The following is a 17,322-nucleotide window of genomic DNA, read 5'->3' as shown; positions in this document are numbered from 1 at the left end:
GTAAGGTAACTCTTTTTTTTAAATGTATGCTGCGGACTTGAAACAGTTTAAGGACGGCGTAGCTTTCAAGAATGCCGTTATGAATGAGGGCGAGACGTCGGGAAAAGAAATAATAGCCTACGATTCCACACATAATTCTATCAGTATTTGATTAGCGCTGCAAATATATATATTCTTGAGAACATAAAGTTAACCTTTCGCCTATTTATTTATCAAAAGGAAACCTCGTTCCTACTTATCATTTTAAACTTAATCATAGAATCAATTCATAATCGTACTCACAGTTCTAACCATAAAAACACTTCTAAATGACGGTCGCGAATATAGATGAACAAAGTGATTTTTAACGATTAGAATCTTAAAAGTTAACAACCCGGCAACATCTATTAAACCATGTTATAAGTGGGCTTCCTTTCCTTCGGGAATTTGGAGATTACCATAAAAACCGTACCTTTGCAATGTGTTTTTCATAGTATTAGATTTAAGGTTAACAAAAAGATTGGCTGTCTGGGAAGATAGCCTTTTTTTATGCCTTAAAAACACACTCCCCCGAAACCCGTTTAATTGGAAATTTGCACTATCTTTGCACTCACAAAAAAAGCCAATATCAAGCAAAAAGCATGAAGAGTACCGCAATCACCGGAAATACGATCCGTTTTCGCCGTTGGAGCAGAAAAGCCTACGCCGCATTTGCCAGCATAGGCCGATGCGTCACTATCGGTTGCCTGCGCAAAAGCGTAGCGGACAGTTCACTGTCAAAGCAGAAGAAAACGGGAACTGCCGGTCATGCGGGATGCGGCGAAGAAAGTACCTGGAAAGGAATCACCCACAGCAGGCAGACAGATATCGGCATCCCATCAGGGAGCGAAGCGGCTCTTGTCAACGGGATTATGGAACCGGGAACAAACCTGCAGGTACTGTTCCGGGAACCGGTTACTTGCGCCTATGCAAATACGGGCAAGCAGGAAACATACATTTCAGAAACAAAAAATAGGACAGGCACGGATTGCCGGAATCATGCAGCTCACACGATGCGCCGCATGGACTCCGGCAATCCGTGCCTCTTTTTTATCCACCCATTTTATAACAAAAGGATATGACTGTAAACGAACTGAAAGCAATTGTATTGCAAGGTGGCTCCCTTAAAGAGGAACAGGCAGAATGGCTGGCCACCCAACCAGACAAGGAAGCACTATACGAAGCCGCACACGGGATAACCAAAGCCCTGGCCTCAGAGGAATTTGATATGTGTTCCATCATCAATGCCAAGTCGGGACGATGCCCGGAGAATTGCAAATGGTGTGCACAATCAGCACACTACAAGACCCAAGCGGATGTCTATGACCTGGTAGGCAAAGAAGAATGCCTGCGGCATGCCCGGCACAACGAAGAGCAAGGCGTAGCCCGTTTCTCATTGGTAACCAGCGGAAGAAAGCCTTCGAGCAAGAATATGGAAAAATTATGCGAAGCGGCACGACACATGCGTAAACACTCGTCCATACAGCTGTGCGCCTCGTTAGGATTGCTGGACGAAGAAGAAATGCGCGCCTTGCACGAAGCCGGAATTACCCGCTACCACTGCAATCTCGAGACCGCTCCTTCCTACTTCCCTCACCTGTGCAGTACCCACTCCCAGGAAGACAAGCTGCGTACACTGAAAGCTGCCCGCAATGCCGGTATGGACATCTGTAGCGGAGGCATTATCGGCATGGGCGAAAGCATGCAGCAGCGTATCGAATTTGCTTTCACCCTGAAAAACCTGGAAGTCCAGTCCATCCCCATCAATTTGCTAAGCCCCATTCCCGGCACCCCATTGGAAAAGCAGGAACCGCTGAGCGAAGAAGAGATACTGACCACCATCGCACTGTTCCGCTTCATCAACCCCACGGCTTTCCTGCGTTTTGCCGGAGGACGTTCGCAGCTGAGCAAAGAAGCAGTAAAGAAAGCCCTGCATATAGGAATCAACTCTGCCATTGTAGGAGATCTGCTGACCACGCTCGGCTCCAAGGTATCAGAAGACAAAGTGCTGATTGAAGAGGCGGGCTACCGTTTCAGCGATTCGCAGTTCGACCGCGAGCATCTTTGGCATCCCTACACTTCAACCACCCATCCCCTGCCCGTATATAAGGTGAAGCAGGCGGAAGGCGCGACGATTACTCTGGAAAGCGGACAGACGCTGATTGAAGGAATGTCGTCATGGTGGTGCGCCGTACACGGTTACAACCATCCCGTACTGAACCGGGCGGCGGAAGAGCAACTGCGCAAGATGTCGCACGTCATGTTCGGAGGCCTGACCCACGACCCTGCCATAGAATTGGGCAAACTGCTGCTGCCTTTAGTACCGCCCTCCATGCAGAAGATATTTTATGCGGACTCCGGTTCGGTAGCCGTAGAAGTAGCTTTGAAAATGGCTGTGCAATACTGGTACGGCAAAGGAAAAGAGAAAAAGAACAACTTCGTAACCATCCGTTCCGGATATCACGGAGACACATGGAATGCGATGTCCGTATGCGACCCGGTGACAGGCATGCACTCCCTGTTTGGCCCGTCATTGCCTGTACGCCACTTTGTTCCGCAACCCTCCTCGCGGTTCAACGGCGAATGGAATCCGGAAGACCTCCTCCCTCTGAAAGAAACAATAGAACGGCACCACGACGAATTGGCCGCACTTATCCTCGAACCCATCGTACAAGGTGCAGGCGGCATGTGGTTCTATCACCCGCAGTATCTGCGTGAAGCAGCACGTCTCTGCAAGGAATACAATCTGCTGCTGATATTCGACGAGATTGCGACGGGATTCGGACGGACCGGCAAACTGTTCGCCTGGGAACATGCCGGTGTGGAACCGGACATCATGTGCATAGGCAAGGCGCTGACCGGCGGATATATGACACTCTCTGCCGTGCTGACGACGAATGAGGTGGCAGACACCATCTCCAACCACTCGCCCGGCGCCTTCATGCATGGCCCCACTTTCATGGGCAATCCGTTGGCATGTGCCGTGGCATGTGCATCGGTCCGGCTACTGACGTCTCCCGAATATGACTGGCAAGGAAAGGTCAACCGCATCTCCCGGCAACTTCAGGAGGAACTCGCCCCTGCATGGGAACTGCCTTCGGTAAACGATGTACGTGTATTGGGCGCCATCGGTGTCATCGAAACCAAGACACCGGTAGATATGGCATGGATGCAACGGCGCTTTGTGGAGGAGGGTATCTGGGTTCGCCCATTCGGCAAGCTGGTTTATCTGATGCCACCGTTTATCATAGAGCCGGAGCAGTTGACGAAACTGACAAGGGGGCTGATGAACAGCCTCACCCCCGAGGAGGTGCGTCAGAACTGATAAAAAAGAAAGATTAGGAAAGACTGCAAGATATATGCATGATGATAAAAGACAATATGATGAAGAAGCAAGACAATGAGACAACCATGTTGGGGGTGAGGCTCCAAGAATTAGAATCGCACAGCAACCTTCGCCGCCTGCCTTCAATGGTACACGACGGAAGGGAAGTCATCGTAAACGGCCGGCGGATGCTGAACCTTTCATCCAACGATTATTTGGGCCTGGGCACAGACAGAAAGATCAGGGAAGACTTCTTACAGACACTTACACCGGATTCATTCCTGCCCACTTCCTCCTCCTCCCGCCTACTGACGGGCAACTTCAGCGTTTACGAGGAGCTGGAGGCAGAATTGGCCGCACGGTTCGGCACAGAAGCCGCCTTGGTATTCAACAGCGGTTATCATGCCAATACCGGTATCCTGCCTGCTGTAAGCAATTCACAGACTCTGATATTGGCAGACAAACTGGTACATGCCAGCATCATCGACGGCATCCGGCTTTCAGCAGCACGCTGCATCCGCTACCGCCACAATGACCTGAACCAGTTGGAACGACTGTTGAAGGAACACACCCAATCCCATCAACAGGTCATCATCGTAACCGAAAGCATATTCAGCATGGACGGTGACAGGGCCGACCTCCAGTCTCTGGTACAATTGAAACACCGCTACGGTAACGTATCGCTATATGTGGATGAAGCGCACGCTTTCGGAGTGCGCGGCAAGCACGGACTGGGATGTGCGGAAGAAGCCGGGTGCATCCATGACATAGACTTTCTGGTAGGCACATTCGGAAAAGCAGGCGCATCGGCAGGCGCATATATTGTCTGCAGCCGGGTGCTTCGGGAATACCTCGTAAACTGCATGCGTACACTTATTTTCACCACTGCCCTGCCTCCCGTAAACATCGCCTGGACTTTGTCCGTCATACGCAGAATCCCCGAAATGCAGGAGGAGCGGAAGCATCTGGACCGAATCAGCCGTACATTGCGCGAAGCATTGGAGGCCAAGGGTTATTCCTGCCCCAGCGTAAGCCACATCGTACCGCTGGTGGTCGGTCCCAGCGCAGACACCGTGATCCGTGCGGAAGAGTTACAACGGCACGGTTTCTATGCATTGCCGGTCCGCCCGCCCACGGTGCCCGAAGGAACATCGCGAATCCGCTTTTCACTGACAGCGGATATCAGAGAGGAAGAGATAGAAGAACTGATAAAGCACATCAGCTAAAAGGTCCGTTCACTGTGTGCGAAGCTATACTATATCCATCAAGCAATAAAAGAAGATTATGAAACAGACTTATATTATACATGAACATCATCCCCGCCTGCTGCTATTCTTTGCCGGATGGGGAGCAGACGAGACACCTTTCAAAACCTACCGTCCCGAACGCAGTGATTTCATGGTATGCTACGACTACCGCACCTTGGATTTTGACAAGTCCGGCCTGGATGAATACAAGACGGTCAACATCGTCGGCTGGTCCATGGGAGTGTGGGCTGCTTCGCAGGTGGTACCGCAACTGTCGTTACCCATAGCAGACAGCATTGCCATCAACGGCACCCCTTATCCCATCGACGAACATTTAGGCATTCCTCCCGTCATCTTCCGCGGCACATTGGACGGGCTCACCGGAGCCTCCCTGCACAAATTCCTCCGCCGGATGTGTGCAGACGGAACCGCCTTCAGAGCCTTCCTGCAAATCACCCCGCAACGTCCGCTGGAAGAGCTTCGCGACGAACTGGCAGAGATTGAAAAGATGTATAAAAGGCTTCTTCCCGCCACCTTCCATTGGCAACAGGCCGTTGTGGGCAGCAATGACCGCATCATCCCGCCCGCCAATCAATTGCAGGCCTGGGAAGCATCAGGGACTCCGGCACGGCAGACGGAAGACGCCCACTATCAAGAAGAACTATTCCGCCACTATCTGCAAGAACTATGGACAAGCAACTGATAGCCGAACGTTTTGCCAAAGCGCGCAGCACTTATACCCGCGAAGCCCGCGTACAACAACAGGTTGCCGGGAAAATGATGCGGATACTGACAGATGTCCTGTACTCTGCCGAGCATATCCTGCCGGAAACTCTATCCGCACGTTTCCGGCACATCGTGGAATTCGGCTGCGGCACGGGCAGTTATTCCCGTATCCTGCTACAGACGCTGCAACCCGACACTTTATTGCTGAACGACCTTTGCCGGGAAATGGAGGAGTGCGTCGGAGAGCTCTGTTCCGCACAAGCCATCCCCCGAAAGGAGGGCAGCACGGAGACTGAAGTCCGTTTTCTGCCGGGAGATGCAGAGAGCCTTGACTTCCCCGAATACACGGACTTGATAACTTCCTGTTCCACCCTGCAATGGTTCAATGATCCGGAAGCTTTCTTTCTCCGTTGCCACCATGCACTGGCAAAGGACGGTATCCTCGCCTTCAGCACTTTCGGGACAGAGAACATGCATCAAATCCGCCGTCTGACCGGACACGGACTGGACTATCTGCCCGCCCAGCGCCTTCAACAACTGTTGGCTCCCCACTTCGACGTACTTCATGCCGAAGAGGAGATTGTATCCCTCTCCTTCACCACGCCGCAAGCCGTCTTGAAACATCTGAAACAAACCGGAGTGACAGGCACCGAAAAGAGGATATGGACACGCGGACGGCTGCAAAGGTTCTGTGAGGAGTATATCCGACAGTTCACTGATGCAGACGGGAACGTGACGCTGACTTATCACCCTATTTATATCATCGCCAAAAACAAGAAACCGGTTTAAATCCCACTTCATCTTTCTTTGAGAAAATAAGATAAAGGAATAAATAGGACAAGAGTATAAAAACTTATCGCAAGAGAAAATTCAAAAAGGAACTAAAACAAATAACAACAATGGAATATAAGACAATGGAATCTCAGATTTACTTCATCAGCGGCATTGATACCGATGCCGGAAAAAGTTATTGTACTGCCTGGTATGCCCGTCAACTTGCCCAAAACGGCAAACGCGTCATCACGCAGAAATTCATACAGACCGGAAATGTAGGCCATTCCGAAGACATCGACCTTCACCGACGCATCATGGAGACAGGTTACCTGCCCGAAGACCGCGAAGGACTTACCATGCCCGAAATATTTTCTTATCCCTGCTCTCCACACCTTGCCGCCCGCATAGACCGGCGCCCCATTGATTTCAATAAGATAGAACGGGCAACCCTGGAACTTGCCCGCCGCTACGACATCGTTCTTGTAGAAGGTGCCGGCGGTCTCATGGTACCTTTGACAGAGGAATATCTGACAATAGACTATATAGCAGAAAAGCAATATCCGCTTCTCTTTGTAACTTCCGGCAAGCTGGGCAGCATCAACCATACCCTGCTGAGCCTGGAAGCCATCAAAAACAGAGGCATCAGGCTGGATACGGTATTGTATAATCTCTATCCCACCGTGGAAGACAAGACCATTCAGGAAGACACGATGCAATACATCAAAAATTACCTGGCAAAGCATTTTCCGGACACAAAGTTCGAGGTGGTGCCGGAGATCTGACAGGGAGAAAGTCAAAAAAACGCAAGTCCCAGTATTTCTTGTAACGAAATTTAGTACCTTTGCGACGCATAAAACGTCTTACGACACATGGAAGCATTTACATTTGACCACACTGAAAAAATACTGCTTGTTGCGACAGGCATTCTTTTCATCACTCAAGTCCTCTACTACTTTTGTCTTTACAACCGTATCCACATGCGTAGCCGTGCCACCAAACGGGGTGATACGCACTTCACACAGGAGTTGCCGCCCATATCGGTCATCATCTGCGCCCGCGAGGAATCCGAGAATCTGCGCCGCAACCTAAGTGCCGTGCTGGAACAGGATTATCCGCAGTTTGAAGTGATAGTCATTAATGACGGCGATACAGATGAAAGCGAAGATTACCTGACTTTGCTGGAAGAAAAATATCCCCACCTCTATCATAGCTTTGTGCCCGGTTCTTCCCGCTATATCAGCCGGAAAAAATTGGCTATCACCCTTGGTATCAAGGCAAGCAAGCATGACTGGCTGGTCTTTACGGATGCCAAATGCCTGCCGCAAAGCAACCAATGGCTCCGGCTGATGGCACGCAATTTCACCTCCCGCACCCAGGTGGTACTGGGCTACAGTGGTTACGAACGCGGCAAAGGCTGGCTGCATAAACGGGTATGTTTCGACAACCTGTTTACCTCCATGCGCTACTTGGGATTTGCTTTGGCCGGCAGCCCTTATATGGGTATCGGACGCAATCTTGCTTACCGCAAGGAACTGTTCTATCAGCACAAAGGATTCTCCGCCCATCTTAATCTGCAACGGGGAGACGACGACCTGTTCATCAACCATGTAGCCACCCCGGAAAACACAAGGGTAGAAACCGATGTGAATGCCATTGTACGTGTACAACCTGTTGTACGCGCCAAAGACTGGAGAGAAGAAAAGATCAGCTACGCTTCTACCTCAAGACTGTATCATGGAGCACAACGTTGGCTGGCAGGATTGGAAACCTTGACACGCCTGGCTTTTTACGGTACATGGACGGCAACTCTCGTCATCGGCATCCTGAATTTCCATTGGCTGGCAGCAAGCATCGCGTTTCTGCTCTTCCTGTTGCGTTTTGCCACACAAGCCGTCATCATCAACCATACTGCCAAAGATCTGGAGGAGAAACGAAGGTATTACTTTACGTTGCCGGTATTCGACATGCTGCAACCGGTACAGTCCCTACGTTGGAAACTGTATTGCCTGTTCCGCAAGAAAAGCGATTTTCTGAGAAAATAAAAGATTACTCGTAACGGATGGAAGTTGCCGGGCTGATGCGCGTAATAAGGTAAGAAGGGCCAAGCAGCATAAGAACCGATGCCAGCAAAGTACCCGCATTCAGCAACAGGAACAGCCAGATATTAAAGGACACGGGAACCGTATCCATATAATATGTTTCCGGATCAAGCTTGAACAAACCGAACCAGTGTTGTACGAAATAGAATGCAAGGCCGATAACATTGCCCCATAGCATTCCCTTCCCTATCAGAAAAACTGAAAACCACAGGAAAACTTTGCGGATGGTAAAATTATCGGCACCCAAGGACTTCAATACACCGATCATGGAGGTACGTTCGATGATAATGATCAGTAAACCGGAAACCATGGTAAAGCCGGCTACTCCAATCATCAAAATAAGGATCACCCAGATATTCACATCCAGAATGCCCAGCCAGGCGAATATCTGAGGATTAAGCTGTTCCACGTTACGGACACAATATTCAGCCCCGTTCCGGTCGGGCCGTTCATCCGTATCGGCAGCTATCCGATAAGTGGTTTCCTCCAGTGTGCCGTAATCGCGCAATTCCAGTTCCACACCGCTCACCTGATCCGGTTCCCACTTATTCAGACGGTTCACCATATTCAAATCGGTCAACAGGAAAAGGTTGTCATATTCGGAAAAGTTAGTCTGGTAAATCCCTGCAATTACCAGGCGACGGGCGCGTACATCCTCCTGTATGTAATAAGTGTCGATCTTGTCTCCAAGTTTCAGTTTCAGCTTGCCGGCAAGGGATTTAGAAATTACTACCCGGTTGGAAGAAGCCGAATCACTGAACTGCGGAATGTCACCCTCCACCAGATGACGGCAAAAGAACGCCCTGTCATATTCCGGCCCGACACCTTTCAGCACTATTCCCTGAAAAGCGTCCGAAGTCTTTATCATGCCCGGTTTGGTGGAGTATCGCTGTACATGCTTTACCTCCGGATAGGCGGACAGAGCCGTCAGCATACTGTCTCCCACCACAACCGGACGAGTTTCGTATGAACGTACGGCATCCAGGTTGCTTACCTGGATATGCGCTCCGAAACCCACCACCTTCTCACGCACCTCGCTCTTGAACCCGACAATTACGGACACAGCAATAATCATCACCGCCAGTCCGATGGCAATGCCAATCATGGCGATGAGCACGGCAGGCCGGGAAACCTGCTTGCCCGGCTCCGAGTTGCGATAGATACGAAGGGCTATAAAGCGGGATAAGTCCATATTCATTATTCCGTACGTCCCGGATACGCCTCCAATGCTTTCTGAAGTACCAAAAGAGCACGGTTCAAATCGTCCTTCTTCAGCACGTATGCTATACGGACCTCGTTACGCCCGGAGCCGGGTGTTGTATAGAAGCCGGAGGCAGGAGCCATAAAGACCGTCTGGCCTTCGTATTCAAATTCAGAAAGGCACCATGCGCAGAACTTGTCCGAATCATCTACCGGCAACTTGGCCACCGTATAGAAAGCCCCCATCGGGATGGGCGAATAGACACCGGGAATACGGTTCAAACCATCAATCAGGCATTTACGGCGCTCTACATATTCATCGTACGTATCACGCAAATAGTCTTCACCGGCATCCAAAGAAGCCTCGGCAGCAATCTGGCCGATTAAAGGAGGACTGAGGCGCGCCTGGCAGAACTTCATTACGGCATCGCGTATCTCTTTGTTTTTCGTTATCAGCGCACCGATACGGATACCGCATTCCGAATAACGCTTGGACACGGAATCAATCAATACCACATTATTCTCAATACCCTCCAAATGGCAGGCTGAGATATAGGGAGAACCCGTGTATATGAATTCACGATACACTTCATCCGAGAACAGGAACAGATCATACTTCTTCACAAGGTCGCGAATCTGGTTCATCTCACGACGGGTATAAAGATAACCGGTAGGATTGTTGGGATTGCAAATCAAAATGGCACGGGTGCGTTCGTTTATCAGCTCTTCGAACTTTTCCACCTTAGGCAATGAGAAACCTTCTTCAATGGTGGTGGCAATCGTACGTATCTTTGCTCCGGCAGAAATGGCAAACGCCATATAGTTGGCATAGGCCGGTTCGGGAACAATAATCTCATCACCCGGATTCAGGCAGGCAAGAAACGAAAACAACACCGCTTCCGAACCGCCGGAAGTTATGATGATGTCATCAGCCGTCAGATTGATATTATATTTCTGATAGTAGCCCACCAATTTCTCGCGGTAGCTGCGGTATCCTGCACTGGGACTATATTCCAACACTTTCCGGTCTATATTGCGTATCGCATCAATCGCGACTTGCGGTGTAGGCAGGTCGGGTTGGCCGATATTCAAGTGAAATACATGTACGCCTCTTTGTTTGGCAGCATCTGCCAAAGGGGCAAGCTTTCTGATAGGAGATGCAGGCATCTCTACTCCGCGAATGGATATTGTTGGCATGAGATAATTTACTATTAACGATTGACGATTGATATTGCTATCATTTGATTATTAAAGTGCAAATGTAGCGATTTATTTGAAACCCAAAGGATGCATAGACATAAAAACTTTAAAAACCTTATCTATATTAAAAACGCTATGTTATATGAAAAGAAACTTGTACCTTTGAAATATCAAACAAATAAGCAACTACAATTGTTAAACCGTAAATTATTAAACCACTATTAATAATATGGTCATCAACCTAATAACCTTTGCTTCTATCCTGCATAAGCAAGCGTCCATCCGTAGTTCACATGAAGTGATATTGACTGAATTGGAAAAATACTTTACTGTCAACTTTATCGACTACCAGGATATAGACAAACTGACGCCCAATGATTTCAGTATTCTGTTCATTGCTACCGGGGGAGTGGAACGGCTGGTTATCCAGCATTTCGAATCTCTTCCCCGTCCTGCCATTCTTTTAGCAGACGGCATGCAGAACTCTCTTGCCGCCGCATTGGAAATTTCCTCCTGGCTGCGGGGACGAGGAATGAGAAGTGAAATCCTGCACGGCGAATTGTCAGAAATCATCAAACGGATTTTCGTATTGTACAGCAACTTCAAGGCTCAGCGCAGTCTTGTAGGCATGCGCATAGGCGTAATGGGCACTCCGTCCAACTGGCTCATCGCGAGTAACGTGGACTATCTGCTTGCCAAACGCCGTTGGGGAATTGAATATATAGATGTTCCGTTGAACCGGGTTTATGAATATTATGAACAGATAACGGATGATGAGGTCGGTGAAGCCTGCGCCTCCCTTGCCGGAAAGGCACTTGCCTGCCGTGAAGCCACACCGGAAGATATGATAAAGGCCATGCGCCTCTACCATGCCATCAAAAGGATCGTGGAAGAAGACAAGTTGAGCGCCATTACCTTGAGCTGCTTCCGCCTGATAGAACAGACCGGCACTACCGGCTGTCTCGCCCTTGCCCTGCTGAACGACGAAGGAATCATAGCCGGCTGTGAAGGTGACTTACAATCCATATTCAGCATGCTTGTTGTAAAAGTGCTGACTGGGAAATCTACTTTCATGGCGAATCCTTCCATGATCAATGCCCGCACCAACGAAGTCATACTGGCACATTGCACCGTAGGCATTGCCCAAACAGAGAAGTTCATTATCCGTAATCACTTCGAGACAGAAAGCGGTATCGGTATCCAGGGTATTCTCCCTACCGGAGATGTAACTATTGTAAAATGTGGCAGCGAGTGTCTGGACGAATACTACTTGAGCACAGGAACGTTGACAGAAAATACCAACTATATCAATATGTGCCGTACCCAGGTACGCGTAAAGCTCCATTCCTCTGCCGAATATTTCTTGAAAAATCCTTTGGGAAATCACCACATCATGCTGCACGGTAATTATGAAACAATGCTCGATGAGTTTCTGCAGGCAAACGGATGTAAAAGAATCGAATGATTTATTCTCTGATACCATCCGGAAGTCTCACCTCAAACCGCGTCCCCTTTCCGAACTGCGAGGAAACGGCAATCTCCCCTTGCAGGCGGTTTACAATCGTATGACAGATGCTCAATCCCAGCCCTGCACCCTGCGTGAAATTATCAGCTTTGTAGAACCGTTCGAATATATGTTTCTGATCCTCTTCAGAAATACCGCTACCAGTATCTTCCACATAAAGGGTAGTGTAGTCCGGTTCATCCATCAGATAACCGAATGTGATACTTCCTGCCACGGTAAACTTCTTGGCATTATTTATCAGATTGTTCACTACCTGCTTCAGACGTACAGAATCGGTCAGAATGGACTTCCCCTCTTCTTCCGGAAATCCCGTTCGCAGCTCCACCCCTTGCGGCATACTCAAACGCTGGGAATCATATACCTATTGCAGGACAGACGTCAGATCATGCGACTCAAACTGGAAATCCATGGTACCGGATTCGATGCGTGACATGTCCAGGATATCGTTCATCAATGCCAACAGCAACGTACAGTTGATGTTGATGGTCTCTACAAATTGCTTCACTTCTTCGGGGGTGAAAACATCCAGGTTTTGCAACAAATCGGAAAACCCTACAATTGCATTCAGCGGAGTACGTATTTCATGACTCATATTGGCAAGAAAGGCAGACTTCAGCTTATCAGCCTGCAAAGCACGGTCACGTGCCGCAATCAATGCTTCTTCCGTATCCTTATACTTCTGGATACTTTGACAAACGCCCAACACCATATAGGGAGCTTCCGGTTTCAAGCCGTTGTATGCCGTACTCCGGAATTCCCACCATTCATACCCTCCCCCCACATGCTGTAAACGGAAATTCATGCGGGAATTCAGTTCCCGTCCTAACAAGATAGAATCGAAATGCACACGGGTGTGCGGCAAATCATCCGGATGTATAAGCCTATCTAAATCTTCCCTTGTCAAGAACTCCGTATCAGCCAGAATATTAAAACGCTTCAACAGTCCTTCGGGAAAATAAAAGCAGTTCATGTGCATATTATACTGCCAAGGATAGATGGAACTTTCCTCCACCGCCATATTAAAGAAGCGTCTTTGCATCTCCTCCTCAGAAATATTACGGCACACAATAGCCATTCCCGTCAGCTGTTCATTGGAGAAGATGGGAACAACCTCACCGGAAATCGGGAAATAGTTTTCCTTATCTTTCTCTTGCATAAATGCATTTTCCGGAATGGGAACAGGCTTCCTCTCTGAATAGACCTGTTTCAGCAACTTATGCAGGACGTCTTCCCCATCCATATAAATACGAAAAATTGAACCAGCCATCTGTCCCTCATAATAACGGGCGGTATGAACTTCTGAATCCACCCCCAGCATCATCATCAAAGAACGGTTCACGAAATGAATGCGAAAATCAATATCATAGGTAATCAGACCGTCACGGATGGAACAAAAGATATTATCAAACTCATCGCGCTGTTCCACCAGACGATGCTGTATCAGCAAACGAGTTTGCGCATGGATACGTCTGCGGGACTCCCGGCGGTTCATACGGTAAAGCCATGCCACCAACAGCACCAAGGCACCTACAACCACCGAATAGAAGAAAATGAACCAAACACGGTACCGTTCCACCAACGGCACATTCAGAATGACCCCCTCAGCTTCTACCCGTCCGGCATCTATATGGAAAAACTCCAACTGCTTGTAGTCATACAACAATTTTCCCGTGAAATTGGTCACTCCCAAAGAAAAAGGCTCCTTTCCCTTCAAAATACGTGCAGCCCATTTACCTGCGGCATAGGTATCTTCTGAAGGTACGACATCATAAACACATAAGACACCGTTTGTCATGGCCAAATTCTGGCTGGCGAAAACAGGAGACTTCAGTTTCAAAGAAAGAAAAGGAATCCACTTCGGTGCAATGACAATATGTTTGTAGGCGTTGTAGTCATAACAAATAGAAGTAATGATGGAATTCAAGGACTGAGCCTGTACGTTCATCTTCTTCAAGCTATGCTTAGGATACTTCTGTTTCAACCCTTCCCAAACTTCCTCCACCTGTTCTCCCCCCTTGCGGCTCAAGAAACTGCTGTCCGACAGACAAACGATTTCTGTTCGTGAGGGGAACATACGGATCGCTTCTTCCAACAATACACTAAAATCCGGCTTTGAGACATACCCGGAAACATTGGGCATTTTCTTCAAGACATTCTCGTCGGGATACTTTATACCGGATACCACCACCGGCAACCGGTAAGGTAAAGAATCACCGCAATGCACCAATGTATAAAATGCCTCATCACCGGAAGTCACAATCATGTCCGTATTCCGCTGTCTGGCACGCTCACAAATACGGCGCATGATGAAACATTCAGAAGGGAAAGTCCAGAAATCCGCATTCAGATACTCTGTGACAATATTTACCTTGGCCCCTCCCTTTTCAAATCCGCTTTTCAAGCCTGTTGTCAGCCGGCTATGCCAAGGGGTATGACTGGTATATGATTGTATGAAAAGTACATCATACGTATGTTCGGCAGCGGAAAGTGTCTCCGGTACCGCCCACAACAAGCCCAACAACAATGATAAGAAAAGGCATTTTCTCATAATATTAAACTTTTGGATATTATGTGCAAGAATCTTAAGAGTTAGCAAATATACAAGTATTCTTGCGAAAATGCACAGAATATTCAAAAAAACTTATTCATCATGCAACGCTTCGGCAGGCTGCACCCTCATCGCTTTACGTGCCGGAATGCCAATACCGACGGCAATCATCAATGCGATAAGCAAGAAAGTGATAGCGGCACAAATCAATAATCTGTCCCCTTCCAAGGTAGTACCGTTGCGCCAAGAGTTCAATTCCAAATGAGCCAGATTGTAATCAATGACGAGTGCTATAGGAGTGACTATCAGCAGCAACAGCCAGCCCTCACAAAGCAAGCGTCTGAAAATGATACGGTCCGTAGCACCGTGTGCCTTATGCAACGCTATTTCGGCCCGGCGCTGTTGCGTGCGGAACCAGAACGTGCCCAACAATCCGAGAAAGATATTCAGCAACAAGAATCCCATACCTACCATATAGCTGCGCAGCCCTGTCACCCAACCACTCTGAAAATCATCACGTATATCGGCAAACGAACGAACCTCGGCAATGAAAATATTACCCACACGATAGAGCTTTTCACTGTCAGCTTTCAGGCGCTCGATAAAGCCCTTGTCCTGGTCTGGACGCACGCGGACACACCATTCCTTGCTATAATCCATCCATGCGGACGGCATTTTATAGAGCATGCGGTAAGAAGAACGTGCCTGTTGATAGTCACTGTAACGCACATTCTGTATGGCGGCAGCCAACCTCACAGTGCTGGTTGTGTCACCGAACAGATAAAACCGCTTCCCCACCAATGAAGTCAGGGGAACGTCATACTTTCTGAAAAGGTTGTCCGAAGCAAGGAACTGGTCATCCTTCTCCAACATTGCAGCCAACTGTTCGGGAGTCTCACCACGCGTGCCCCGGTAACGGAATACCCGCACAAAGTCCGGTGTTACAAGGCTTCTTATGGTCCAGTTCGGTGCCTGCAATGTGTCATACCGTACCTCTGCCGAACTGTTGCTTCCGTTGTAAGGATAGGAATTCTGTGAAAGGCTTACAGCCTCCACATCCGGACGATGCTTCAGGCGGTCCAGCATTTCCTGCACGTCCTTCTGCCGGTCTTCGGCAGACTGGCCGGGTATATAGTCAGGGCTTTTGTCCGTTAGCTGCCCCATATTAATAAGGTAGCAATGTTCAATATCAAAACCCCTCGGTTCCATGGCAGTGGCGGTCTGTGTATAGATGTCGTCCACAATATACCACATCACCACGCTTACGACCAACAATTCCAGTGCCAGCCATGTATTGCTCCGCCACTCGTTCTTTATCTGTGTAAAAAGTTTCTTTGTCATCTTATTTATTTCAACATATTAACACCCTATTTCTGAAGTTTTCCTCCCAATGCATTCACGATTCCCACTCTTGAGGCTTTCCATGCAGGAATCCCGCTACTCAGCAGATTCAAGATAAAACAGAAAAGCAAAGCCCATCCGAAAGTGGAGGCATGCAGCAGAATGGAAGCATCGATAAGCGGCGCATTCACAGCCTTGCTGAATCCTTCGGCAAAAAGCATGGATTCACCCAAATAAGCAAAGGTCACGCTCAACAATAGTCCCAACACACCGGCAAAGAATGTCACGACCATGTTCTCGGCCACAATCTGTCCCATAATTTCCATACGCGTACTACCGAAAGCCCTTCTCACCCCCACCTCAGTGACACGCTGACGCAGGCGGCTCTGTGTCATACTGCTCAAGTTGATAGCCGGAACAATGAGCAGGATGACAAAGATGACGAGTCGTTGACGGCGCGCCGCATCCACATCCGGCTCCACATTGGCACCTTCCACCAGTGCATTCTTTTCCTGGTCGTACGGGCGGTTACGGTAAATCAGCTTATAGCCCCGCTCGCCGATAAGAGTGTTGTATTCCAGTTTACGGCGCTCGGCTTCCTCACGAATGGCAGGAAAATCACTGCGGTCGCGTGCCAGAATGATACAGCTTGCCATTCCCATGTGGTCACTCCACACGTCATTCTCAAAATCGGTAGAGGTAAAAGGTATCCATACCTGTCCGTAGGCTGTAGTGGCCAAGGTAGAAACATCCTTCACCACACCGCACACCCGGTAAGGGGCGTGGTTCAGCAAAAACTCACGACCTACGGACTCTGTAGTCCCGAAAAGATGACGCGATACACTCTCCGTAACGACGGCTACCGGTATACCGGCATCAAATGTCGCCTTGTCGTACGGTTTGCCCGCAGTAAACGAAAAATCGAACACCCGCCAAAACACATCATCCGTCTGCAACATATCCACTCCGGTTGACGGTTGTCCCGGCAGACTGACCGGCGTAGATTCCGTCTGACAAGCATAGATGGAAACAGCTTCGGGAGTTTTCAAGGACTGGAAGCACTCCCGCGCCGTACGGACACTCATCGGCCCGTTGCTTGTCCCGTCTCCCCAGTCTTTATTGGAGATACTCATCCATTTGACGTGCAGAAAACGGTCACGGTTACTTTCCGGAGCAAACGGAACTACCTGCACCTGTTGTATCATCACCACCAGCATAATGAGGAAGATAGCAAGCGCCGTACCCGCAATACTGACAGTGCTTATCAACGGCTGCTGGCGGAGTTGCGCCCAAGCTTGCGTAAAATATTGTTTTATCAT

General features: G+C 48.9%; 12 protein-coding genes and 1 pseudogene. 8 read left to right on the top strand and 5 right to left on the bottom strand.

Annotated elements, in window-relative coordinates; translation table 11 throughout:
- Window positions 1–620 precede the first annotated feature (620 nt).
- The 7 genes from HMPREF9446_RS16275 (at window position 621) to HMPREF9446_RS16245 (ending at window position 8,132) form a co-directional block, all read left to right on the top strand.
- A complete protein-coding gene (locus HMPREF9446_RS16275; protein ID WP_009126849.1) occupies window positions 621–1,100 on the top strand; it encodes a hypothetical protein in 480 nt (159 codons plus the stop codon).
- On the top strand, window positions 1,097–3,343 hold the full coding sequence (bioA, locus tag HMPREF9446_RS16270) for an adenosylmethionine--8-amino-7-oxononanoate transaminase (RefSeq protein ID WP_009126848.1): 2,247 nt from the start codon (window positions 1,097–1,099) through the stop codon (window positions 3,341–3,343). Before HMPREF9446_RS16275 ends, bioA begins: the two co-directional genes overlap by 4 nt.
- Before the next feature lie 56 nt (window positions 3,344–3,399).
- Window positions 3,400–4,569 (top strand): 8-amino-7-oxononanoate synthase, encoded by a 1,170-nt coding sequence (locus HMPREF9446_RS16265; RefSeq protein ID WP_245532301.1) that lies wholly within the window; start codon window positions 3,400–3,402, stop codon window positions 4,567–4,569.
- Between the two features lie 58 nt (window positions 4,570–4,627).
- On the top strand, window positions 4,628–5,293 hold the full coding sequence (locus tag HMPREF9446_RS16260) for a DUF452 family protein (protein WP_009126846.1): 666 nt from the start codon (window positions 4,628–4,630) through the stop codon (window positions 5,291–5,293).
- On the top strand, window positions 5,278–6,105 hold the full coding sequence (gene bioC / locus HMPREF9446_RS16255; RefSeq protein WP_009126845.1) for a malonyl-ACP O-methyltransferase BioC: 828 nt from the start codon (window positions 5,278–5,280) through the stop codon (window positions 6,103–6,105). Before HMPREF9446_RS16260 ends, bioC begins: the two co-directional genes overlap by 16 nt.
- A 125-nt stretch (window positions 6,106–6,230) precedes the next feature.
- Complete coding sequence (gene bioD, locus HMPREF9446_RS16250) at window positions 6,231–6,872, top strand: dethiobiotin synthase (RefSeq protein ID WP_039969866.1); 642 nt, start codon at window positions 6,231–6,233, stop codon at window positions 6,870–6,872.
- Window positions 6,873–6,959: 87 nt separating this feature from the next.
- Complete coding sequence (locus HMPREF9446_RS16245) at window positions 6,960–8,132, top strand: glycosyltransferase (protein WP_009126843.1); 1,173 nt, start codon at window positions 6,960–6,962, stop codon at window positions 8,130–8,132.
- A gap of 4 nt (window positions 8,133–8,136) precedes the next feature.
- Here HMPREF9446_RS16245 and HMPREF9446_RS16240 read toward each other — a convergent pair whose 3' ends face one another.
- Both HMPREF9446_RS16240 and HMPREF9446_RS16235 read right to left on the bottom strand, forming a co-directional pair.
- Window positions 8,137–9,381, bottom strand: a complete 1,245-nt coding sequence (locus HMPREF9446_RS16240) for an ABC transporter permease (protein ID WP_039969865.1) — start codon at window positions 9,379–9,381, stop codon at window positions 8,137–8,139.
- 5 nt (window positions 9,382–9,386) lie between these two features.
- Entirely contained in the window at window positions 9,387–10,586 is a 1,200-nt protein-coding gene (locus HMPREF9446_RS16235) for a pyridoxal phosphate-dependent aminotransferase (RefSeq protein ID WP_009126841.1), read from the bottom strand.
- Between the two features lie 232 nt (window positions 10,587–10,818).
- On the opposite strand from HMPREF9446_RS16235, the gene HMPREF9446_RS16230 reads away from it, so the two are divergent.
- Entirely contained in the window at window positions 10,819–12,054 is a 1,236-nt protein-coding gene (locus HMPREF9446_RS16230) for a fucose isomerase (protein ID WP_009126839.1), read from the top strand.
- A gap of 1 nt (window position 12,055) precedes the next feature.
- Here the strand turns inward: HMPREF9446_RS16230 and HMPREF9446_RS16225 are convergent.
- The 3 genes and pseudogenes from HMPREF9446_RS16225 to HMPREF9446_RS16215 all read right to left on the bottom strand — a co-directional run bounded on the left by HMPREF9446_RS16225 (window position 12,056) and on the right by HMPREF9446_RS16215 (window position 17,322).
- A pseudogene (locus tag HMPREF9446_RS16225) lies at window positions 12,056–14,662 on the bottom strand (sensor histidine kinase).
- A 93-nt stretch (window positions 14,663–14,755) separates the two neighbouring features.
- Window positions 14,756–16,003 (bottom strand): ABC transporter permease, encoded by a 1,248-nt coding sequence (locus tag HMPREF9446_RS16220; RefSeq protein WP_009126836.1) that lies wholly within the window; start codon window positions 16,001–16,003, stop codon window positions 14,756–14,758.
- A gap of 26 nt (window positions 16,004–16,029) precedes the next feature.
- Window positions 16,030–17,322 (bottom strand): ABC transporter permease, encoded by a 1,293-nt coding sequence (locus tag HMPREF9446_RS16215; RefSeq protein ID WP_009126835.1) that lies wholly within the window; start codon window positions 17,320–17,322, stop codon window positions 16,030–16,032.

The organism is Bacteroides fluxus YIT 12057, from assembly GCF_000195635.1.
Lineage (GTDB): Bacteria > Bacteroidota > Bacteroidia > Bacteroidales > Bacteroidaceae > Bacteroides > Bacteroides fluxus.
The sequence above is the reverse complement of the archived record's forward strand: the minus strand, read 5'-3'. Positions and strand labels throughout refer to the sequence as shown.